The organism is Youhaiella tibetensis (assembly GCF_008000755.1).
Taxonomy (GTDB): domain Bacteria; phylum Pseudomonadota; class Alphaproteobacteria; order Rhizobiales; family Devosiaceae; genus Paradevosia; species Paradevosia tibetensis.
In genome coordinates, this window is record NZ_CP041690.1 from 2,542,095 (window position 1) to 2,562,587 (window position 20,493).

Annotated in this window: 19 protein-coding genes; 8 read left to right on the forward strand and 11 right to left on the reverse strand. The window is 64.0% G+C overall.

Annotated features, from left to right (window positions below; all coding sequences use genetic code 11):
• Positions 1 to 71: 71 nt before the first annotated feature.
• The 4 genes from FNA67_RS12275 to FNA67_RS12290 form a co-directional block, all read right to left on the reverse strand.
• Positions 72 to 869, reverse strand: a complete 798-nt coding sequence (locus FNA67_RS12275) for a class I SAM-dependent methyltransferase (protein ID WP_244616338.1) — start codon at positions 867 to 869, stop codon at positions 72 to 74.
• A 50-nt stretch (positions 870 to 919) separates the two neighbouring features.
• Positions 920 to 2,995 (reverse strand): ATP-binding cassette domain-containing protein, encoded by a 2,076-nt coding sequence (locus tag FNA67_RS12280; protein WP_147656218.1) that lies wholly within the window; start codon positions 2,993 to 2,995, stop codon positions 920 to 922.
• A gap of 72 nt (positions 2,996 to 3,067) precedes the next feature.
• Positions 3,068 to 4,270 carry a sugar ABC transporter substrate-binding protein gene (locus FNA67_RS12285; protein ID WP_082202128.1) on the reverse strand — a complete coding sequence of 401 codons (1,203 nt, stop codon included), beginning with the start codon at positions 4,268 to 4,270 and terminating at the stop codon, positions 3,068 to 3,070.
• Positions 4,271 to 4,386: 116 nt separating this feature from the next.
• Positions 4,387 to 5,139 carry an SDR family NAD(P)-dependent oxidoreductase gene (locus FNA67_RS12290; RefSeq protein WP_147656219.1) on the reverse strand — a complete coding sequence of 251 codons (753 nt, stop codon included), beginning with the start codon at positions 5,137 to 5,139 and terminating at the stop codon, positions 4,387 to 4,389.
• Between the two features lie 246 nt (positions 5,140 to 5,385).
• Between FNA67_RS12290 and FNA67_RS12295 the strand changes: the two genes are divergently transcribed.
• Positions 5,386 to 6,114, forward strand: a complete 729-nt coding sequence (locus FNA67_RS12295; RefSeq protein ID WP_147656220.1) for a response regulator — start codon at positions 5,386 to 5,388, stop codon at positions 6,112 to 6,114.
• 2 nt (positions 6,115 to 6,116) lie between these two features.
• Here the strand turns inward: FNA67_RS12295 and FNA67_RS12300 are convergent, their stop codons facing one another.
• The 3 genes from FNA67_RS12300 to ppsA form a co-directional block, all read right to left on the reverse strand.
• Positions 6,117 to 8,708 carry a PAS domain S-box protein gene (locus tag FNA67_RS12300; RefSeq protein WP_244616339.1) on the reverse strand — a complete coding sequence of 864 codons (2,592 nt, stop codon included), beginning with the start codon at positions 8,706 to 8,708 and terminating at the stop codon, positions 6,117 to 6,119.
• Between the two features lie 42 nt (positions 8,709 to 8,750).
• On the reverse strand, positions 8,751 to 9,488 hold the full coding sequence (locus FNA67_RS12305) for a helix-turn-helix domain-containing protein (protein WP_147656221.1): 738 nt from the start codon (positions 9,486 to 9,488) through the stop codon (positions 8,751 to 8,753).
• A gap of 121 nt (positions 9,489 to 9,609) precedes the next feature.
• Positions 9,610 to 12,003 carry a phosphoenolpyruvate synthase gene (gene ppsA, locus FNA67_RS12310; protein WP_147656222.1) on the reverse strand — a complete coding sequence of 798 codons (2,394 nt, stop codon included), beginning with the start codon at positions 12,001 to 12,003 and terminating at the stop codon, positions 9,610 to 9,612.
• 131 nt (positions 12,004 to 12,134) lie between these two features.
• On the opposite strand from ppsA, the gene FNA67_RS12315 reads away from it, so the two are divergent.
• The gene (locus FNA67_RS12315; protein ID WP_147656223.1) at positions 12,135 to 13,130 is read left to right on the forward strand and encodes a glucokinase; all 996 of its coding nucleotides are present in this window, start codon (positions 12,135 to 12,137) and stop codon (positions 13,128 to 13,130) included.
• A gap of 18 nt (positions 13,131 to 13,148) precedes the next feature.
• Here the strand turns inward: FNA67_RS12315 and FNA67_RS12320 are convergent, their stop codons facing one another.
• The 3 genes from FNA67_RS12320 to FNA67_RS12330 all read right to left on the reverse strand — a co-directional run bounded on the left by FNA67_RS12320 (position 13,149) and on the right by FNA67_RS12330 (position 15,800).
• Positions 13,149 to 13,802, reverse strand: coding sequence for a CBS domain-containing protein (locus FNA67_RS12320; protein WP_170267301.1), 654 nt, complete (start codon positions 13,800 to 13,802; stop codon positions 13,149 to 13,151).
• Between the two features lie 88 nt (positions 13,803 to 13,890).
• Positions 13,891 to 14,874: a 1-phosphofructokinase family hexose kinase gene (locus FNA67_RS12325; RefSeq protein WP_147656225.1), complete on the reverse strand. Its 984-nt coding sequence runs from the start codon at positions 14,872 to 14,874 to the stop codon at positions 13,891 to 13,893.
• Positions 14,871 to 15,800 (reverse strand): class I fructose-bisphosphate aldolase, encoded by a 930-nt coding sequence (locus tag FNA67_RS12330; RefSeq protein WP_147656226.1) that lies wholly within the window; start codon positions 15,798 to 15,800, stop codon positions 14,871 to 14,873. The genes FNA67_RS12325 and FNA67_RS12330 overlap by 4 nt, the downstream gene beginning before the upstream one ends.
• Positions 15,801 to 15,923: 123 nt before the next feature.
• On the opposite strand from FNA67_RS12330, the gene FNA67_RS12335 reads away from it, so the two are divergent.
• Positions 15,924 to 16,175 carry a hypothetical protein gene (locus tag FNA67_RS12335; protein ID WP_147656227.1) on the forward strand — a complete coding sequence of 84 codons (252 nt, stop codon included), beginning with the start codon at positions 15,924 to 15,926 and terminating at the stop codon, positions 16,173 to 16,175.
• A 9-nt stretch (positions 16,176 to 16,184) separates the two neighbouring features.
• Here FNA67_RS12335 and FNA67_RS12340 read toward each other — a convergent pair whose 3' ends face one another.
• Entirely contained in the window at positions 16,185 to 16,508 is a 324-nt protein-coding gene (locus FNA67_RS12340) for a hypothetical protein (RefSeq protein ID WP_147656228.1), read from the reverse strand.
• 108 nt (positions 16,509 to 16,616) lie between these two features.
• Here FNA67_RS12340 and FNA67_RS12345 point away from each other — a divergent pair, with 108 nt between their 5' ends.
• The 5 genes from FNA67_RS12345 (at position 16,617) to FNA67_RS12365 (ending at position 20,445) form a co-directional block, all read left to right on the forward strand.
• Positions 16,617 to 16,865 carry a hypothetical protein gene (locus FNA67_RS12345; RefSeq protein ID WP_147656229.1) on the forward strand — a complete coding sequence of 83 codons (249 nt, stop codon included), beginning with the start codon at positions 16,617 to 16,619 and terminating at the stop codon, positions 16,863 to 16,865.
• A 210-nt stretch (positions 16,866 to 17,075) separates the two neighbouring features.
• Positions 17,076 to 18,044, forward strand: coding sequence for an ABC transporter ATP-binding protein (locus tag FNA67_RS12350; protein ID WP_147656230.1), 969 nt, complete (start codon positions 17,076 to 17,078; stop codon positions 18,042 to 18,044).
• Positions 18,041 to 18,853, forward strand: a complete 813-nt coding sequence (locus tag FNA67_RS12355) for an ABC transporter permease (RefSeq protein ID WP_147656231.1) — start codon at positions 18,041 to 18,043, stop codon at positions 18,851 to 18,853. The genes FNA67_RS12350 and FNA67_RS12355 overlap by 4 nt, the downstream gene beginning before the upstream one ends.
• Entirely contained in the window at positions 18,850 to 19,662 is an 813-nt protein-coding gene (locus FNA67_RS12360) for a substrate-binding periplasmic protein (RefSeq protein WP_147656232.1), read from the forward strand. The genes FNA67_RS12355 and FNA67_RS12360 overlap by 4 nt, the downstream gene beginning before the upstream one ends.
• A 165-nt stretch (positions 19,663 to 19,827) precedes the next feature.
• Positions 19,828 to 20,445: a c-type cytochrome gene (locus FNA67_RS12365; protein ID WP_049705459.1), complete on the forward strand. Its 618-nt coding sequence runs from the start codon at positions 19,828 to 19,830 to the stop codon at positions 20,443 to 20,445.
• The last annotated feature ends 48 nt before the right edge of the window (positions 20,446 to 20,493 follow it).

The window sequence follows — 20,493 nt, forward strand, 5'->3', positions numbered from 1 at the left end:
CTCCGCGTAGATGCCTCGTATCGGTCGATGATGACCTGTTTTGCCCGGGGGTTGAACCCCTGGCCCTATTGTCAGTTCGCTTTGATGGTGCCGCAGACCAGGTCCACCTTGACGACGAATGTCAGCATCCCCCCGTTCGCGAAGGGCGCGAGCAATTCCGTCAGTTGTCCGTCAAATTCCGAGAAATGGCTCCCGAGACGATCGGGCGCGAAGCTCTCTCGCGAGTGCTGACAGCGGACGAAATCGTCAACGCTCTGCACGACTGGCGCCGCGAGAAAGCGTTGCTCGCCCGTGATTTCCAGATGATCCTTGTAAGCAGCCCACTGGGTGCTTTTTCCCTTTGGGTCGAACGGCTCGCCTGTCAGCAGAGGAAGCCAACGGACCAGGAAGGCTTGCCACGCCTCGGCCCAGGGCGGCTCGAAGGGATCGTCTCCCGAGACGACGGCAACGCGATGATCGGGCGCGACGCAACCGGCAAGCCGCGGGAACAGGCGTCCGGCATCCATCCAATGGATGCTGTTGGCAGCAACGACGAAATCCACGCTGGCCGGCTCGAGCTCGACATCCTCGCCCCGACACTCGACCCACGTGATGTTCCCGCTGCGTCCATTTTCCAGCGTCCGCGCCAGCGCGAGCATTTCTTGAGACGGATCGACCGCGATCACCCGATCGAAGCTCGCCGCCATCGGTCGCGCCACCTTGCCCGGTCCGCAACCGAGGTCGAGGAGGCAATTCCTGCGTGGAGCGAGGCTGGCGAGATGCTCGAAGAGGGCTTCCGGGTATGGAGGACGAAACGCATAGTTTCGAACAACATCCACTTCCCCAAACGACTTGCCGTCTACCGCTCTGCGATCCATGTCCTCGTCCATCACCTTCTCCAAGGTCGAAGTAGGTCGCACGGGGGCGCATCGTGTCAACGTCACCGGTTGGTTTCGCCCCGGCGACGCACCACGACGTCGACCGTTATGGAGGCGAGCAGCACGACGGCGGTAGCCATGAGCTGGATGGCGGCTGGCAGCCCAAGAAGCGCCATGCCGTTGACGATGGCAGCAATGACGAGCCCCCCGAGGACCGGATGCAGGGGGTGGCCGCGGCCACCAAACATGCTCGTGCCGCCGATGACAGCGCTGGCCACGACGTAGAGAACGATGGTCCCGCCATCAAAGCTCGTGGACATCGAGCGCAGGCGTGAGGCGTAGACGATGCCCCCAATGCCGGCGATCAACGCCGCAATCATAAAGGCGACGGTGCGGATGAGCTTGAGGTTGATGCCCGCACGCCGCGCTGCCTCGGCATTGCCGCCAATAGCATAGATGTAACGCCCGAAGCGGGTGTTGCCGACCAGAAGAGACATGGCCACGAGAACCGTAAAGACGATCGGCACCACCCAGGGCATGCCGCTGACCGGAAAGGCGGGCACGCCGCGGTCCGCATTCACCAGCAGGACGAGAACCAGAGCTGCCAAAGCGGCACCGCAGAGCTTGAGCAGCGTCATCCGCATGGGCGGCGTCACCAAACCGGCAGTGCGGCGTTGATGGTCACGCCAAAGGCTGTAGAGCGCATAACCCGCTACCACGATGACGGCCAGGACCCAGCCACCCATGGGGGTGAGCGTGCCGTTGGCAAGATTGTTGATGACGTCATCCCGGATCGGGATGGTGCCGCCCGTCCCCAGGAGCTGGATCATGATGCCCTGGAAACCGAGGAGGCCGGCGAGAGTGACGACGAAGGACGGCAGCCGCAAGCGGGCAACCAGCGTGCCCTGAAAGGCGCCGAGCACGACGGCTACCCCGAGGCCCGCAAGGATGGCGGCCCACCACGGCCAGCCGAATCCATACTGGACAAGGATGGTGACAATCGTCCCGGAAATACCGGCGATGAAGCCCAGCGCCAGATCGGTTTCCCCCAGCAGGAGCACGGTGGCTTCGCCCATGCCGATGAGCATGAAGACCGAACCCTGGACAAGAAGGTTGACGAGGTTCCCGGGCGACAGGAACCGGGAATTCTGGCTCTGGAAAATGGCAGCGATGGCTATCGCGCCGATAATGACCGGCAGCACCCCGCTCTGCCCCGCCGCGATGCGTGCCCACTGGGCCCGAAGGTAGTCACCGACCGTACCAGGCCGTCCTGCGCCGGCGCCACGCGCCCGCTCGGCGGCGTCCTCGCCCTGCCCTTCGGGTTTGCGGATTTCTCCGGAGCGGAAGATGGCTTCGGCCCGCGACCTGCTGGTGCTGTCCGGTTTCCTGTCGGAATGACCCAGCGTCATCAGCTCGACGACCATCTGCGGATCGAATTTGTCCGTTTCGCCGGAGGCGACCATCCGGCCGAGCCGCAGGACGGCGAAGCGGTCGGCCACCGCAAAGACGTCGTTGAGATTGTGCGAAATCATCACGACGGCCAGCCCCTGCTCGGCGAGCCGCCTGACGAGCGAGAGCACCTGCCTGGTCTGGGCCACCCCGAGCGCCGCGGTCGGCTCATCGAGGATCACCAGCTTGGAGTTCCACATCACGGCCTTGGCCACCGCGATCGATTGGCGCTGCCCGCCCGAAAGCGAGGCGACGGGCTCGCGCGCCGATTGGAGCGTGGTGACACGTAGGTCGGCCAGGGCCTTGGTCGCTGCGGTTTCCATGTCGTCCTCGTTGAGGACGACCCCGCCTATCACGCGCTCGCGGCCCAGGAACATATTCTCGACGACGTCCAGGTTGTCGCAAAGCGCCAGGTCCTGGTAGACGACCTCGATGCCGAGCTGGGCGGCGTCGCGAGGGTTGCGGATCCGCACCTCCCGGCCCTCCCAGAGGATCGTGCCTGCATCCGGCTCGTACGTGCCCGCGATGCACTTGATGAGCACCGACTTGCCCGCGCCGTTGTCACCGACGAGGGCCGTAACCTGCCCTGCCGGAATGTCGAGATCTACGCCGGCAAGCGCCACCACGGCGCCGAAGTGCTTTTCGATGCCGCGCAGCCTAACCAGACACTCTGTTGCGCCAGTCGCCATGTTCTTGCCTCGGACAGGCATCCACCCTGCCGGTCAGGCAGGGTGGATGCAGGTTGGGTTCGCGTTCGGCCGTCAGCCCCCGATCTGGGCGGCCTTGCAGGCATCGCCCAGGTCGCCGGCGCAAAGCGCCTTGGCATCGACGAAGCCGTCCTTGACCACCGTTCCGGCCATGTTGTCGCTGGTGACCCAGATTGGCGTCAGCAGGACCGAGGGAACGTCGACTTTCGCGCTGCTGTCAGGCGTGCTGCCGTTGACCAGTGCCTTCGGTGGCTCGACGCCCGCTGCCAAATGGATGGCCAGCGCCGCCGCCGCCTGCGCTTCGAGGTAGATCGCCTTGTAGACGGTGCCGCACTGATATCCGGCCAGGATATTCTGAAGGCCGGTCAGGGTGGCATCCTGCCCGGTCGTCGGGAACGACTTGGGCGGAACCTTGAGCGTCTTGAGGTAGGAGATCACCGCATTGGCGTTGTCATCGTTCGGGACGAGAACCGCGTTGATATCGGGATGAGCGGTATACTGCTGCTCGAACGTCGTGCGGGCCGTCGCCGGGTCCCACGTGCCGGCAGGTTCGCCGGCGTTGACGTATGACTTGTCATCGAACTTGGGCTGGAGCACGCCCATGTAGCCCTGGGCGAAGAGAGTCGCGTTGTTGTCCGTGGGCGCTCCCCGCATCACCAGGATGTTGGGCGAAGCCACGTTCCAGGCCGTCAGGCACTGCACCATGCCATCGCCGATGAGCTTGCCGACCGCTACGTTGTCGAAGCTGACGTAATATTCGCGATCGCCACCCAGGGTGAGCCGGTCGTAGTCGATGACCTTTACCCCGTGCTCCTTGGCATACTGCTCGATGGAGGCGCCGACGCCCGAGGAAATCGGATCGAGCACAAGAACGGTCGCGCCCTGGGCGATGGCCGATTGCGCCTGAGTCAATTCGGTCGATTCACTGCCCTGGGCGTTGGTGATCGTGAATTGATCGGCGGTGAGGCCCGCACTCTCGAAAGCCTTTTGCAGATAGGGCGCATCGAAAGACGTGTAGCGCGCCGAAGTCGTGGTTTCGGGCAGGAGAACGGCGATCTTGCCCTTCACGTTCGGCGCCATCGATTTGAGCCCGGCCATGGCTGAGAAATCGGCGGTGAACGAGTTGGCCGTCAAATCCTGCGCTCGCGCCGCTGGCGCGAAAGCGGCGGCGCCGATGGCGAGCGCGGCACATGCCAGCTCCCAGCGGCGGCGGTGAGATTTGATCTGGTCCTTCGGATAATTGGCAAAGGTAACCATTTGGATGTTCCTTCATTTCCACGGACGCTTAAGTCCTGAGGAAAAGGCTAGCGCTCGCCGGCGGGGCAGGATTGATCCTGGTCAACCCTGCCCCGCCTCCGTGGGTTGGCGCAGAGCTACCTGGCGGTGTAGCCGCCATCGACCAGATGGTAGCTGCCCGTGATGAAGGAGGCCTCCCTGGAAAGCAGGAAGCAGGTGAGGGCCGAAACCTCCTCGACAGTGCCGAGACGACCGACCGGATGCATGCCGGCAATGCCCTTGAGCGTTTCGGCGTCCAGGTGCTTTGTGACCATCGGCGTGTCGATGAACCCCGGTCCCACCGAGTTCACCCGGATCTTCTTGTCCGCATATTCGACGGCCGCGGTCTTGGTGAGACCGATCACTCCATGCTTGGCCGCAACATAGGCCGGGGCCGTCGCAAACGCGACCGAGCCGAGGATCGAGGACATGTTGACGATGGCGCCGCCGCCGCGCCGGATCATCGCGGGCAGTTCGTAGCGCATGCAATAGAAGACGCCGTTGAGATTGATGTCGATGACCTGATGCCAGCCTTCGATGGTGTACTCGCCGGTGAAATGCGCCTCCCCGCCGATACCGGCGTTGTTGACCGCCAGGTCGAGGCCGCCGAGCTTCTCGGCAAATTCCACCATCGCCTGCACCTGGTCGGGGGACGAAACGTCCACCTCGAAAGCCGACGCCTGGCCGCCACTCGCCTTGATCCCGTCGGCAACGTTTTCGAGGTGCTTGCCGTCGCGGTCCGCCAGCACAACATGCGCGCCGCCCGCTGCCAGTTCCCTCGCGATCGCCGCTCCAATGCCGGACGCGGCCCCGGTTACCACCGCGATCTGATTTTCAAACCTCGTGCTCATGGTCGATCCTCTTTGTTGATCCGGACCGATACTAGCGAGGCGCCTTCGCACACTTATGATCCAGATCAAGCTGCGCAGGGCGCACTTTGGCGCGGTCGAAGAACGGCTATCGGCTTCTATGGACAAGGAAAGTCCGGCCAGACTATCCTTCACCTACATTCCGCATGCCCTTTCCGAGCATTGGGGTCAGTTTGTGAGAAACGCAGATCGCAAAGGACCAGCGATCTCGATCGGGACGGCCAGGCAATGACTGCGCCAGCGAAACGCGCTCACATCGTCGTCGTCGATGACGAGCCGCGCATTCGAAACATGCTGGTCCACTATTTCGAGGATGAGGGTTTCCGCGTCGGGGCCGTCGCTTCGGCGGAACAGCTCCGCGCCTATCTGCGATCCGAGCACCCCGACATCGCCCTTCTCGATCTCAACCTGCCCGATGGGGACGGTCTTTCGCTGGCGCGCGAACTGCGCGCGCTTTCCGACATGGGCATCATCATCGTCACGGGACGGGCCGACGACGTCGACCGCATCGTCGGGCTGGAGGTTGGAGCGGACGACTACATCACCAAGCCCTTCAACCTGCGTGAGCTTCTGGCACGCGTGAAGAGCCTGCTCCGTCGCCTGCAGCCAGCCACGCAGGCGACGGTCGAGCCAACCGGCACCCCCCAGCTTTTCGATGGCTGGAGGCTCGATCGCCAGCAGCGCCGCCTCTTCGATCCGGTCGATCGCGAAGTCAGCCTCACCACCGGGGAATACGACATGCTCTGCGTATTCATCGACAATGCCGGGCGCGTGCTGACCCGCGACTTCCTGCTCGACCAGACCAAGGGCCGAACCTGGGAAGCCTATGACCGCACCATCGATACGCAGATTTCCCGTCTCCGCCGCAAGATCGAGGATGATGTCGATCACCCCCTCAAGATCAAGTCGGTCCGGGGTGTCGGGTATGTGTTCACCGCCAAGGTCGGCGCCGGCTGACCCTATCTTTCCGCATCGAGCACGGCACGCAGTTTTCGCGCCAGCTCGGCGGTCGAATACGGTTTGCGAAGCCAGTTGACGTTGCCCTTCGAACTGCGCGCGATGGCCTCGGGCTCGGCGTAGCCGGACGTGAGGAGGATGCGGACCTCCGGGCGCCGCCGGGCCAGCTCTTCAGCCAGTTCCGCCCCGTCGACGCCGCCGGGCATGACCATGTCGCTGAAAACGAGATCGAGGGCTGTGAGGCCATCGAGCATATCCAGCGCTACCGAACCGTTCTCGGCCTGAAGTACCCGGTAGCCCAGGTCGACAAGGCGCGCTACCGCAACGCGCCGCACGCGTTCCTCGTCCTCGACGACCAGCACTGTTTCTCCGTGCGACTGGGGCATGACCGTGTCGATTTGGGCGACGGCACGATCGCTCGGCTCGGTCAGCCTTGGCACCGGCAAATAGAGGCGGATGGACGTGCCCCGCCCCACTTCGCTGTAGAGCGCCAGATGTCCACCTGACTGCTTGACGAAGCCGTAGACAGAACTCAACCCGAGGCCGGTCCCGGAGCCGGCCGCCTTGGTGGTGAAGAACGGCTCGAGCGCCCGCTCCCTGACCTCGGCGCTCATCCCCACCCCGGTGTCGCGCACCTCGATGACCTCATAGGCTCCGGGTGCGACTTCCTCGTTGGCCGTGGCGTAGTCCATGTCGAGTTCTGCCCGCTCCACGGAAATCGTCAGGGTGCCGCCCCGTGGCATGGCATCCCGCGCGTTGATGGCGAGGTTGAGCAGCGCGTTCTGGAGCTGGCCAGCGTCCACGATGGCGCGATGGCTCCCGGGAACCCTGATGATGACTTCGATGGTTTCCCCGAGTGTGCGGCGGATCAACTCCCCCAATTTGAGGACGAGGGTGCCGATATCGGTATCCTGCGGATCAAGAGGCATCCTGCGACCGAACGCGAGAAGGCTCGCTGTGAGGTTGGACGCAAGATCGGCTGCCTCCTGCGCGTCTCGGATCAGGCCGTGGTGCCGCCCCTCCAGACGCCCCTCGATCATCTCGAGATTTCCCTTGATGACCGTCAGCAAATTGTTGAAGTCATGCGCCACGCCACCGGTGAGCTTGCCGATGGCCTCCATCTTCTGGGTCTGGCGCAGCTCCTGCTCGATGCGCTGCTTATCCGTCAGATCGCGCAGGAAGCCGGTAAACAGCGGTTCGCCCCCCGCGTCGGCTCGGCCCACGTGAAGTTCGACCGGAAAGCGCGTTCCGTCCTTGCGCAGGGCCGTGACTACACGTCCAAGCCCGATGATGCGCCGTTCGCCGGTTTCGAGATACCGATGGATGTAGCCGTCATGGTGTCCCCGGTCGGGCTCGGGCATCAGGACCTTGACGTTTTTCCCGATCACCTCGCCCGCTTCGTAGCCGAACTGCCGTTCGGCCGCCGCGCTAAAGGAGAGGATCGTGCCATGTCCGTTGATCACGATCATGGCGCTGGGGACGGTATCGAGGATGCTCTGAAGGTGGTTGGCGCGGTCTCGCATCTGGGCGGCGACACCACTGAGGATTTCCTGAACCTCCCTCACCTCGCGTACCCGTATCGGAGGCTCCGCCTTGCTTTCGTTATGCGCAAGGGCCAGGCCGCTGCGGCTGAGCGAGTAGATGGCACCCGAAAGACGCGAGGCCATCCAATACGCCGCCCCTGCCCCGAGAGCCAACATGGCAAGGCCAAGCCCACCGACGAGCCACACCGTGTTCCACAATGGAGCGTCAAAGAGCGCGCGCGGCACTGTGACCACGGCCGTCCAGCCGGTCAGGTCGGAACGACTATAGGCCGCCATGCTCTCGGTGCCCGAAGCATTCTGACCGAACCACAACCCTTCCTCCCCGGTCGCACGCGCAAGCCAATCCGGACTGGCGTCGTGCCCGGCCAGGGTCTCCTGATCCTCCGTTCTCAGCAGAACGCTGCCCGAGCCATCGAGCACCACCCCGATCCAGCCGGGCTCGAGATTTATGGGTGCGAAGGCAGCCCCGAGTTTCTTGCTCGTTGCCCATGCCGCCATGACGCGCCCGCGTCCTGCCACCGGCACGGCGATCCAGGCGCCATCCATTCCCGTCTCATTGTCGACCGTCCGGTTGCTGACGGACGGCTGCCCGGCGGCACCGGCTTGTTCGATGAACTTCGTGAGGTCTTCGCCCAGACTCGCTGGCGGCGCTGGAGCGATCGATGCGAACGCCACCCGTCCGTTCTCAAAGACGGCGATGGGCATATCGAGTTGATTGGCCACGATTTCAGCTTGGCGGCCGAGAGCGGTCATGTCGCCCTGATCTGACGCCGCCAGGATTTTCAACGACGCGATCGGCACCGCCGCCACGCCATCGAGCGCGGTTGCCAACTCCCGGGCGGCCGCCCTGGCGGTAACCTCCCTGCCATGGCGTTCCGCGGTGACATATAGGTAGGCGACGGTCCCGACCAGAACCAATAGCGGAACCAGCAGGCCCATGACGAGCACCAGCAGGTGCGTGCGGGTCGACATGTAACTGTTGGGCGGTCCGGCCCTGCTCGCCCCATCCCGGTTGCGTTCCGGCACTTCCGGTGACCCATCCTCGGCCATGAGACCCTCATGCTCGCGCACCGCCGTCGGACGATCCAGAAATCAGGCGGCCACCGCGGCCGGGATCGGCTTGGACATCACGTATTCAAGCACGCTTTCATCGCCCTCGGCCAGTTGCCGGAGCATATGCGGCTTTTCGATCCTGACACGCGACGGCCCGTTGAGCGAGATCACGCCCCGATCGCGCAGCTTGGAAATGCTCCTGGAAACCGTCTCGATGGTCAGGCCGAGATAGTCGGCTATGTCGATGCGCGGCATGGCCAGGCGCAACTCGGAGCCCTTGTCGAGGGTCCGGCCGGTGCGGTCCGCCACAAAGGCGAGAAAGGCGGCGACCCGTTCATCGGCGGAGCGGCGCAACACCAGCATCATCTGGTCCTGGGCGGCGCACATTTCATCGCGTGGCTGCGAGTGTGCGAAACGGTCCTGCAAGGGCGTCCGTGCGACGCGGTCGTAGAACTGGGATTTGGCGATTCTCTGCAGCTTCACCTGCGAAACGGCCTCTGCCGTATGGCGCTGCTCCTCCTGCCAGGAGAGCCCCATGTAATCCCCCGCAAAGAGGAAACCCACGATCACGCGACGCCCATCCGGCAGCATGCGGTAGAGGCGAACCAGCCCCTCGAGTACGAGGAAGATATCCTCCGAGCTGTCCTCTTCCCAAAAGATGCCGTGCCCGGGCTGAACTCTCTCGATTGCAGCGTTTGAAAACAGGTCACTGAGGCATCCGTCCACCTCGCTGCCCGGCATCTGCTGCGCACAATCTATCCTGCTGAAGGTATACATCCGACGCTCCCTGCGCTTGTTCAGCTAGGGATAGCGGGCAAAGGTCACACGGGTTGTCGCCGCACTGTGCCAATGGGTGCTGGATTGTAACGGACTGTGACAGCAGCCAAGGCGCGCCAGATCAGGCCCGTCGACGCATCCCCGCCTCTGCCGCGGCCACCGTCTGCTTCACCGCCACGAAACTGTCGGGACTGACGGAGATCGAGTCGATGCCGCAGTCCACCAGGAACGCGGCAAAGCCGGGGTTGTCGCTTGGAGCCTGGCCGCACAATCCGATCTTGGCGCCAGCCCGATGAGCCTCGGCGATGACCTGAGCGATCATCTGCTTGACCGCCTCGTTCTCCTCGCTGAAGAGATGCGACAGCTCTGCGGAATCCCGGTCGACGCCCAGGACCAGCTGGGTCAGGTCGTTCGAGCCGATGGAGAAGCCATCAAAGCGCTCGGCAAACTGGCTGGCGAGAACGACATTGGCCGGAATTTCGCACATGACGTAGACCTGCAGCCCGTTCCGGCCGCGCTGGAGACCATTCTCGGCCATGACCTCGAGCACCTTGTCCGCCTCCTCGGGCGAACGGCAGAACGGGATCATCACCACCACATTGTCGAAGCCCAGTTCCTCGCGCAGGCGACGGACGGCTTGGCATTCGAGCGCGAAGGCATCGCGATACTGGGGCGAGTAGTAGCGCGACGCCCCGCGGAAGCCGATCATGGGGTTGGCTTCCTTCGGCTCGAACTGGGCGCCACCGACAAGGTCGGCATATTCGTTGGTCTTGAAATCGCTCATGCGCACGATGACAGGATGCGGATAGACACTCGCGGCCAGGCGAGCCAACCCCAGCGAGAGCTTTTCCACGAAGTAGTCGGCCTTGACCCGGTAGCCTTCCGTCAACTCCGATATGCGGCGCCTGGCTCCTTCGTCCTTCAGTTCATCAAAGTGCAGCAAGGCTTCCGGATGGACGAGAATTTCGTTGGCGATCACGAACTCCATGCGTGCGAGCCCCACGCCATCCGTCGGCAACCGCCACCAGCGGAAAGCCGCGCCGGGATTGGCGAGGTTGAGCATGATCTGCGTGTGGGTGGGCTTGAGCGAGGAGATATCGATGTCGTTCGCCTTGACTTGGGCCCGTCCCGCATAGACGAAGCCCTCATCACCCTCGGCGCACGAAACAGTAACCTCCTGCAGTGAATGCAGGGTTTGGGTAGCGTCCCCCGCACCGACGATCGCCGGTAGCCCCAGTTCGCGGCTGACGATGGCGGCATGTGACGTACGTCCCCCCAGGTCGGTAACGATCGCCGCGGCTCGCTTCATGATCGGGAACCAGTCCGGATCGGTCGTGCGTGTCACGAGCACCGATCCGTCGACGAACTTGTCGATATCCTTCACGTCTTCGATCAGACAGACATCGCCCGAAACCACAGCATCGCCCACCGCCACACCACGGGCCAGCAAGGCGCCCTTGCCTGAAATGGAATAGCTGCGCAGCACCCCCTCGCGACGCCGCGTGTGAGAAGTCTCAGGTCGTGCCTGGACGATGTAGAGGCGGCCGGTTTCACCGTCCCGTGCCCACTCCATGTCCATGGGCTGGCCATAATGCTTCTCGATAAGGACCGCCCACCTGGCCAGCGCCAGGATGTCCGCATCACCCAGGACGAAGGCCTTCCGCTCGCGCTTTGAGGTCGGCACGTTCCGCGTGGGGTGCTCGCCCTCCTGGCAGATCATCTTGATCGCCTTTTCTCCGCGACGCTTCTGGACGATGGGACTGAGTTGCTCATTGGCCAGCAGAGGCTTGAAGACCTGGTACTCGTCGGGATCGACCGCCCCCTGCACGATGTTCTCGCCCAGCCCCCAGGAGCCGTTGATCAGGACGACCTTGTCGAACCCGGTTTCCGTATCGATCGAGAACATCACGCCCGCGGCGCCAAGGTCGGACCGGACCATCTGCTGGATGCCGATCGAAAGCGCCACGGCGGTCTGGTCGAACCCGTTCGCCTGCCGGTAGCTGATGGCGCGGTCGTTAAAGAGCGAGGCAAAGCAGCGTTTGCAGGCCAGCAGCAGCGCCGCCTCCCCGCTGATGTTGAGAAAGGTATCCTGTTGTCCGGCAAAGCTGGCGTTTGGCAGGTCCTCGGCGGTCGCGCTGGAGCGAACGGCGACATGGACGCCATCCACGCCAACCCGGCGCGAGAGCTCGCCATATCCCGCCTTTATCTCTTCGGCGAGCTCGCGCGGCCATTCCGCCTTCAGGATTGCCTTGCGGATGGCGCCTCCTGTTTCCCCGAGGCTGGCGGTACCGCGCTGCCACTCATCGATCCTCGCAGCGATCACCCGGCGCAGGTCGTTGGCGTCCAGAAACGACCAGAAAGCCTTGGCAGTAGTAGCAAATCCGGGCGGCACCGTAACGCCCGCTCGCGACAGATGGCCGATCATTTCCCCCAGCGAGGCGTTCTTGCCACCCACCCGGGGCACATCGTCCCGTCCAAGGTCCTCGAACCAGACGATCGAAGCTGAAGCAGTCATTTCCGGTTTCTCCGCAATCTCTCGCGGCCAGACTGCCGGACCACCTCGGGCCGCTCGTTGACGCCGGTCAATTGACCCTGGCGACCATGCGCTAGGCCTAGTGTCATCTTTGCCGAGGAAGGATCATCCCGATGAACGACTACTCGCGCCGCGCCCTCGTGGCAGACATTGGCGGTACGAATTTCCGCCTCGCGATCACCGACATCGACCGGCTGACGATCGAGCACTTCGCGCTGCTCAGCACCGGCGACTTCACCCGGCCGCAGGACGCCATCGAGCGGTATCTCAAGACGGTGCCGTTCCGCCCCGAGATGGTTGCCCTCGCGCTCGCAGGCCCGGTGGACAACGACACGGCGCGCCTGACCAACCGTCCCTGGGAATTCACCAAAGCCGACATCCAGGCGGTGACCGGCGCCGAAACAGTCCTGTTGATCAACGACTTCGAGGCACTGGCTCTCGCAGTGCCTACGCTGACCGACTATGACCTGCACGAGGTCAAGCGGGGCAAACTCGCCAAAGGGCACAACAGGATGGTCGTGGGACCCGGCACGGGACTGGGACTGTCGGGCCTGCTTTGGCAGAACGGCGAATGGCTGCCCATCGCCAGCGAAGGCGGGCACATGAGCTTCGGGGCGCGCGACGCTGCCGAACTCGAACTCGTCGAGGCGATGGATCTCAAGCCCGGCGTGGTGACGGCCGAAAGACTGCTGTCTGGCGCAGGACTGGCGGCCCTCTACAACGCGCTGGCGGGTGGCAAGACCGAGCCGCGCGACCAGTTCAGCGCCGCGCGCATCACCAAGGCGGCCATCGCCCGCCAGGATCCCGTGGCGGTTCGGGCCCTTGACCAGTTCGTGATCTGGCTGGCGCGTTTCGCGAGCGACATGGCGCTCGCTTTCGGGGCGCGTGGTGGCATCTATATCGGCGGCGGCATCGCTCCGAACATCATACCGGCCCTGGAAAGCCCGGCATTCGCGCGTGCGTTCTCCGAAAACCACGAGGTCGCGGGGTTCTTCGAGGACATTCCGGTCTGGGTCATCAAGGACGGCGCGGATGCGGAACTGAAAGGCGCGGCACTGGCGCTCGCGCGCCTGGCGCCCTCAACGGCGCCGGTAACGCTCAAGGCGTGACCAACCGATTGAATGCAATCACTGCTTCAGGATGCCGGACACGATGTGGTCGACGAACCCCGCGGTGCCCGGCGTCGCCTCCGCCACGATGCGCACGACGTCCCTCTCCGCTTCCGACAGGCGCCCGCCCCAGAGGTGGACGACTGCATTGGAAACGGTCAACTCGGGTACGTCGTGGAGCAGCCCACGCACGGAGAGACGCGCCTTGACGCTGCGGCACAGCGCCTCGTCGCCGCGAATGGCCTGCTCGGGCTCGACCCAGGTGATGACCCAGAGCAAATCCGCCCTGCTCACGATGCCAACGAGCCGCCCGTCACTGATCACCGGCAGGCGCTTGACCCCGTTGGCGATCATAGTGGCGGCAATCTCTTCGACCGGCATCTCCTCGCCCGCCGAGATCACCTTGGTCGACATCACGTCGCCGACGCTCCAGGCATTCTCTCTGACATAGGCATGGAGAGAACCGTCGCGGTCCGGCGAAGACGTAGAAGCGCGCTCGGGTGTGCCGTTGCCCAATTCGACCCGGCGCAGCAGGTCACCCTCGGTGATCACGCCCACCACGGCCTCGCTGCCATCCACGACCGGAAGGCCGCTGACGCCACGCTTGAGCATGATCCGAGCCGCGTGGCGGATACTGTGGCCAGGCCCCACCGTCCAAACCTCGGTCGTCATCAGGTCCTTCGCTCTCATGGCTCAACCGCACCGCAACATTGCACCTGCCTTAGGATGGGCGAGTGGCGCGCGAAGGCGTTGACGAAGATCAAGTCGCAGGCCGGAATTCCGCGCCCTCTCCCTCGTCCCGGATGATACGGAAGTAGCGGTCGGTGGCGTCGCGGTCGCAGAGATGGGCAATGTCGGTGCCGACGGCAGAGGCGGCGGCCGCAACCCCGTAGCGCAGCGCATCCTTCATCGACCAATCGCGCTGCAGCGCAAGGGTGAACGCTCCCAGAAAGCTGTCGCCGGCGCCGACGCCGCTGACCACCTCGACCTTCGGCGGCCGCACCTGACATTGGGCGTCCGCGGTTGTCAGCAACGTACCCTCCGCACCATTGCCCACCAGCAAAGCATCGATCGGATAGCGCTCGATCAGTTGCCGGGCGAGGCCAGGCAGGGTTACGCTCGAAATGCTGGCAAGACGCGCCAGTTCGTTGGCCTCGATCGCGTTGATCCGCACCACGAATACCCGCTGCTCGAGGGCGGCACGGAGCGGAGCACCATGCGTATCGAGAATGAAGAAGGCGCCCCGTTCGTGGACCAGGCGCGCCAAACGGCCATAGAAATCGACCGGCATTCCCGGCGGCAGGCTTCCGCTTCCCACCACGAACCGGCAACCGCTCGGCATCGCCCTCATGATCGATGACAGCAGCCCATCCACCTGTTCGGCTGCAAACTCGGGGCCAGGCAGCACGAAACGGTAGTGCTGCCCTGCCCCGCGGTCGATGACGGTGAGCGAAAAACGAAGCTCCCCTTCCACGTGCCAATAGCGCACGTTTAGCCCGGATTCGCGCACGAGCTTGCGGTACCGCCCCTCCATGCCGCCACCTGTGGCAATGAAGGCCCGGCTTTCCCCGCCGAGCTCCCGGATCGCCCTTGAGACATTCACGCCTCCACCGCCAGCCTCGTATTGAGGAGCTTCGCAGCGCAGCTTCCTGACCGGCGCCAGATGCCCAACCGAGGTCGTGACGTCCAGCGCGGGATTAAGGGTTATCGTCAGTATCTGAGGAGCGACCCGGCTTGCGGTCATGCCTGCACCCGCTTTTCAGCAGCCCCATAGACACCGGCGATTTCATCGAGAAGCGCAAGCGCCTCGTCGTGGGTACGCTGGAAGCTATTGCGCCCCACGATGGAGCCGTGACCACCGCCGCGCGCAATGGCGCGCACCTGCTCGACCAGTTCCCGCTGATCGGCCAGCGGACCGCCTGAAAAGACGACGATCCTCTTCCCCGCGAAGGCGGCCTGCATCACATGCGCAACGCGGGTTTCGAGGCTGCGCCAGTTCCTGCCCGCATAGGCATCCTGCGCCTCGTGCTGGGCGATGCGTTCGGTCGGGAGCTTGACCTTGATGATGTGGGCGCCCAGGAGCGCCGCGATATGGGCCGCATAAGCAACGATGTCGAGCGCCGTTTCATCCTCATGCGCCAACGCCCCTCCACGGGGATAGGCCCAGATCATCGCCGCCAGGCCGTTGGCCCGCGCCTCCGCTATTCCGTCGCGGACTTCCTCGAACATTTCGTACTGCCGGTCGGCGCCCGGATAGATCGTGTAGCCGATGGCGGCACACCCAAGCTCGAGCGCGTCCCTGACGGTCGCCGTGACTGCCTGATCGTGCTCCTGCGCAAGGCTGTCGGCGCTGTTTGCCTTGAGGATGAGTGGCACCTCACCGGCAAGGCGATCCGCGCAGGCGCCAAGCAGCCCGACCGGACCGGCCAGAGCGCTCAGCCGCGCATCGATCGCGAGTTGGAAAAGATACTGGGGATGGTAGGCAGCCGGGTTCATGGCAAAGCTGCGCGCCGGACCATGCTCGAACCCCTGGTCGACCGGCAGGATCATCAACTTGCCGGTTCCTGCCAGCCGGCCGTGCATCAACAGGCTGGCCAGCTTCGCCTTGGTCCCCGGGCGCTCGCCGTCGAACCCTTCCAGTATGCGCCTGACCGGTTCGCTGATCGCCATTCGTACCCTCCCACTGAGAGAACCTAGAAATGGAGGTTTTGCTGCGCCCGGCGTTGACGCAGATCAAAGGCGGTGGACGGCGAAACGGCATCCTTGCCGGCAGTCGAGCCCAGGGAGATCGAGATGAGCAACATGGCACAGCGCGAACGCGCTCAATTGGGCCTTCAATACATCGAGGACGCAATCGTCGACCTGCTCTCCCGCCATGCTGAAGGCATGACCGAAAGCGAGATCGCCGACGCCCTGGGGTTGGAAACGGACCTGCCCGATCGGGATGCCATCGCAGCAGGCATCGTTCGCCTGCTGGTCGAAACCGGCCGCATTCTCTGGGACGACGAGACGCGGCGCTACCTGGACAATCCCGACCGAACCTGAGCGTCCCGCTCAGTCCCCGCTCGCATGGAAAGCGCCGCCACTCTCTTCCCCGTCGTTCTCGATCCTGCCTTCGGAGGCGCCAGTTGTCGCGGTCAGCAAGAAAGTACCCGGCAGCAGCGCACAGGCGCCGAGCAAGCCAAGCCACATTGGCTCTACGATGACAGCGCTTTTCAAGTGCTGGAGCGGCACCTGCACCGAGAGCGCTCCGTCTTCCCGCTCGATGGTCAGGGCATCAAGGGCCGGCGTCATAAGGAGATGGTCGATCTCGCCCATCAGATCGGCGGCATCGACACGCTTGACGATATTGGGCTGGTGCTCATCCGGTTCGCTCATCGCGCGCTCCCGTGCTCCATGATTGACCTGGAGGATGCTACGCGGCGAGAACTGCCAGCGGTTGATGCCGGTCAATGATAGGTTCTGCCTGCAACCGAGGAGCAAACGATGACCGATCTCAAGATACGGGTATTCCGTGGTGACGAACGCCACCTCGCAACAACGGTGACTATTCCGGGCGGAATACTGGGAATCGCAGTCCGGCTGATACCGCGCCGCGCGCTCAGCGCCCTGCGCGACGAAGGCATCGAGGTCGATGAACTGGTTCGCCTGTCCAATGATCCGGCGGCGCGCGGCGACCTGGTGCGAATTGAGGATCATGACAAGAACGAACTCGTGGTCATCTCGCTCGAATAGCGCGGCGCAGACCGGACGCTGAGGCATATTGTTACAGCTCGCGACGGTGGACGATCGGGCGCTCTCTTTCTAGAACCTCGGGAGCCGACCGCTTCGCTCGCCTCCCGTGAGTGCGATCCTCGTGGAGCGTCAAGCGGTTGGCTGACAGCCAAGGCCTATCCTGCTAGAGATCGCAATATTCGTATCCCTGCTCCCCCTCCGAGTTCCGCGATGCCCGCCGCTATCAGCGTCGAAAACCTCTTTGCCTCATACGATGGCAAGACGGTTCTCAATGATGTCTCGTTTTCCATTCCGCGCGGCGCCAGCTTCGCCCTGCTAGGCCCCAATGGGGCGGGCAAGACTACGCTGGTGTCGATCCTGTGCACGCTGCGCCTGCCCGATCGCGGCACGGCACGCATCAGCGACTTCGACGTTGTCAGGCAGCCTACCAAGGCCCGCGAGACCATCGGCGTCGTCTTCCAGGACTCGAGCCTCGACGACCGATTGAGCGCCTGGGAAAACCTCGAGTTCCACGGGCTCGTACACGGGCTGGCGCCAAGGCTGCGCCGCCAGCGCGCCGAGGACGTGCTGGCGCTCGTCGAACTGACCGAATGGAGCGACGAGATCGTGCGGAGCTTTTCCGGGGGCATGCGGCGCCGCCTCGAGATCGCCCGTGCGCTCATGCACCAGCCGACGATCCTCTTCCTCGACGAACCCACAGTCGGCCTCGATCCCCAGACCCGACAGCGCATCTGGAGCTATCTCGAGCGCCTGCGTCGCGAACAGCACCTGACCGTGCTCACCACCACGCACTATATCGAGGAGGTCGAGAGCGCCGATCAGGTCTGCATCATCGATCACGGCCAGATCATCGTCCAGGGAACGCCCGCGGACCTCAAGGCGGCACATGGGTCGAGATGGCTCCACGTGGTCCCGCGTGACGAGGCCACGGCCACGGAAATCGCAGCCCGCTACCCGCAGGTCCAGCGCCTGGGCACAGCCCTCGCACTGCCGGTACCGGACGATGCCATGGCGGACGCCTTTCTGGCCACCTACCGGACCCGTCTCGAAGAGATCCGCTTCCAGGAGCCGACACTCGAGAGCGTGTTCCTGTCCTTGACGGGCCGCGAACTACGTGACCGCGCAGATGGGCAGCGAGATGCACAACGCAATGCCGGTCGCCGGGGAGGTCAACGATGAACCGCGCCATCACCCTGTTTCGCGGCGTTTATGGCGTTTGGTTACGCGAAATCACCCGCGCCACGCGCGATCGAAGTCAGATGATCGGCGGCATCAGCCGCCCGCTGATCTGGCTGTTGGTGCTCGGCGTCGGCCTCAACCCCTATTTCCGGGGCGAGGTGTTCGGCGAGGTCAAGTACGTGATCCCCTTCACCTACCTCCAGTTCCTGTTCCCGGCGGTGATCGTCCTCAACATCATGTACACCTCGATCCAGTTCGCCGTTTCGGTGATCTGGGATCGGGAATTCGGCTTCCTGCGTGAAGTGCTGGTCTCCCCCATGCCGCGCTCGCTGATCCTACTGGGCAAGGTGCTGGGCGGCAGCACCGTGGCCATGATCCATGGCGGCCTGGTGCTGATTCTGGCCCGCTTCGCCGACGTCACGCTCGGTATCGATCAGATGGCGATGGCGTTGGGGTTGATGTTCGCCCTCTCGTTCGGCCTCACCTGCTTCGGGGTAGTGCTGGCGTCGCGCGTGCGCAGCTTCGAGGGGTTCGGCGTCTTCTCCAACACCGTGATCCTGCCGCTCTATTTCACTTCGTCCTCGATCTTCCCGCTCGATCCCACGCTCTCGCGCACCCAGACCGCTACCGCCTACCCGGAATGGCTGGTGTTCATGGTCCAGATCAACCCGATCACCTATGCGGTCGATGCCCTGCGCGGCACCATCATCGGCTTCAATCAGTTCCCGCCCTACTATGGACCGGCGGTCATCTTCGCCATGGCGGCCATCTTCTTCGTCTGGGCCCTGATCGGCTTCCGACGCCAATGACCCCGCCCCGCCGACATCGCTGGCGTCGCGCCGCTCTCAACTTCCTCGTCGTCGTCGCACTGCTGGTCGCGGCCAGCTTCCTGCCGCCCGATACCTCGTTGCGCGACCGACAGCAGGCCGGCGTGATCAAAGCCTGCGTGCCGCCGAGCTATCCTCCTCTGGTAACAGGCGATCCGGCCCGGCCAGGTTTCGATATCGAACTGCTCGAAGCGATCGCCAGGGAAATCGGCCTCCGCCTTTCGGTCAACACGCTCACCTCTATCGGCAGCGACTTCAATCCGCGCAACTGGATGCTGACCCGCGCCCAGTGCGACATCATCGCGGGCGGCGTAGCCGACACAGAACAGACGCGCGGTTTCCTGCAGACGATACCCACCCCTGCCCAGACCGGCTGGATGGCCGTCTCGCGAACCGGCGAGTTGCCTGAACGCGGCGGCACGGTTGCCGTCCTCCCGGGAACGGCCGGCCTGGACCGCGTCAAGCTCTCGACCTGGGTGCGCGCCAATGGCTGGACGGCCCGCGGCACCCCCTCGCCGGCCCAGTTTCAAGCGGCCCTGGATGACCCGAACCTGGGAGCCGGCATCGCCGAGCGATTCGTGATCGACTCGCTCCATCTCGAAAATGGAAATTTCAAGCGCTTTTGGCTTCCTGAGCAGGATTTTCCTCGCTACCGAATGGCGCTCGGGCTCTGGAAAGGCGACCAAACCCTCAAGCGGGCAGTGGCCGACGCACTCGATCGCGTCAGCAAATCCGGGGTCCTTGCCAGTATCGAGAAGCGATACGACCTGGCCGCTCCGCCGGAGCAATAGAGGTTCTGCTTATATCGGCTATTGCGTAAGTCGCTGTGAATTTTGCACAAACGGCTCTTTGCGTCATTGAGCGTTTATAATCGGCATGGCAGACGAATGGCTCCAATTCAAACTTGGGCGACTCGCCCATGAATTGAACATAGACAACTACCTTGTGGGGTTATCGTGCCTTTCAACTCGCTGCGGTCTACCGCTTCCGCCGCCATCCTCGCGCTTAGCGTGATGGGTGCCTCTTCTTCCATGGCCGCGGGCTTCACTGCAGAGCAGGCCGACGCTGGCCAGACGGCGTACAATTCCAATTGCGCGCAGTGCCACGGTCGTCAGCTCGAAGGTCCGGATGCTCCTGGCCTGTTCGGTTCGGACGTCATGCAGAACTGGGACACCGCCGGCGGCATCTATGACTTCATCTCCGTCGCCATGCCGCCCTCCGCGCCCGGCAAGCTGGGTGAAGACACCTACCTCAACATCGTCGCCTACATCATGCAGTTCAACGGCGCCGCTCCCGGCGATGCTCCGCTGACCACCGACACGATGGCGAGCGTCTCGCTCTCCGCCGAAACGGCAGCCGGAGCCGCCAGCATGGCTGCCGCGGCGCTCGACGCGGGTGGCGCTGCCACCGCGGACGCCACGCCTGCCGCCACCGCCGTTCCGCAGGCCTTCACCTGGGGCAAGCAGCTCCCGGGCGGCCTCGCTCCTGAGCAAATGGCGCCCGCCGCAGCGGCCGCACCTAGCGTCCCGCAGGCTTTCACCTGGGGTCAGACGCTTCCCTCGGTCGCCAACTAGCTCCCGCTTTCTCTTGGCGTCCAAAGCGCCATTCTACTGGAGGTATCG

Bases quoted from the DNA above. Each gene is read 5' to 3' on its own strand.
- FNA67_RS12275 (WP_244616338.1), bottom strand. From the start codon at position 869: ATGGACGAGGACATGGATCGCAGAGCGGTAGACGGCAAGTCGTTTGGG.
- FNA67_RS12280 (WP_147656218.1), bottom strand. From the start codon at position 2,995: ATGGCGACTGGCGCAACAGAGTGTCTGGTTAGGCTGCGCGGCATCGAA.
- FNA67_RS12285 (WP_082202128.1), bottom strand. From the start codon at position 4,270: ATGGTTACCTTTGCCAATTATCCGAAGGACCAGATCAAATCTCACCGC.
- FNA67_RS12290 (WP_147656219.1), bottom strand. From the start codon at position 5,139: ATGAGCACGAGGTTTGAAAATCAGATCGCGGTGGTAACCGGGGCCGCG.
- FNA67_RS12295 (WP_147656220.1), top strand. From the start codon at position 5,386: ATGACTGCGCCAGCGAAACGCGCTCACATCGTCGTCGTCGATGACGAG.
- FNA67_RS12300 (WP_244616339.1), bottom strand. From the start codon at position 8,708: ATGGCCGAGGATGGGTCACCGGAAGTGCCGGAACGCAACCGGGATGGG.
- FNA67_RS12305 (WP_147656221.1), bottom strand. From the start codon at position 9,488: ATGTATACCTTCAGCAGGATAGATTGTGCGCAGCAGATGCCGGGCAGC.
- ppsA (WP_147656222.1), bottom strand. From the start codon at position 12,003: ATGACTGCTTCAGCTTCGATCGTCTGGTTCGAGGACCTTGGACGGGAC.
- FNA67_RS12315 (WP_147656223.1), top strand. From the start codon at position 12,135: ATGAACGACTACTCGCGCCGCGCCCTCGTGGCAGACATTGGCGGTACG.
- FNA67_RS12320 (WP_170267301.1), bottom strand. From the start codon at position 13,802: ATGACGACCGAGGTTTGGACGGTGGGGCCTGGCCACAGTATCCGCCAC.
- FNA67_RS12325 (WP_147656225.1), bottom strand. From the start codon at position 14,874: ATGACCGCAAGCCGGGTCGCTCCTCAGATACTGACGATAACCCTTAAT.
- FNA67_RS12330 (WP_147656226.1), bottom strand. From the start codon at position 15,800: ATGGCGATCAGCGAACCGGTCAGGCGCATACTGGAAGGGTTCGACGGC.
- FNA67_RS12335 (WP_147656227.1), top strand. From the start codon at position 15,924: ATGAGCAACATGGCACAGCGCGAACGCGCTCAATTGGGCCTTCAATAC.
- FNA67_RS12340 (WP_147656228.1), bottom strand. From the start codon at position 16,508: ATGAGCGAACCGGATGAGCACCAGCCCAATATCGTCAAGCGTGTCGAT.
- FNA67_RS12345 (WP_147656229.1), top strand. From the start codon at position 16,617: ATGACCGATCTCAAGATACGGGTATTCCGTGGTGACGAACGCCACCTC.
- FNA67_RS12350 (WP_147656230.1), top strand. From the start codon at position 17,076: ATGCCCGCCGCTATCAGCGTCGAAAACCTCTTTGCCTCATACGATGGC.
- FNA67_RS12355 (WP_147656231.1), top strand. From the start codon at position 18,041: ATGAACCGCGCCATCACCCTGTTTCGCGGCGTTTATGGCGTTTGGTTA.
- FNA67_RS12360 (WP_147656232.1), top strand. From the start codon at position 18,850: ATGACCCCGCCCCGCCGACATCGCTGGCGTCGCGCCGCTCTCAACTTC.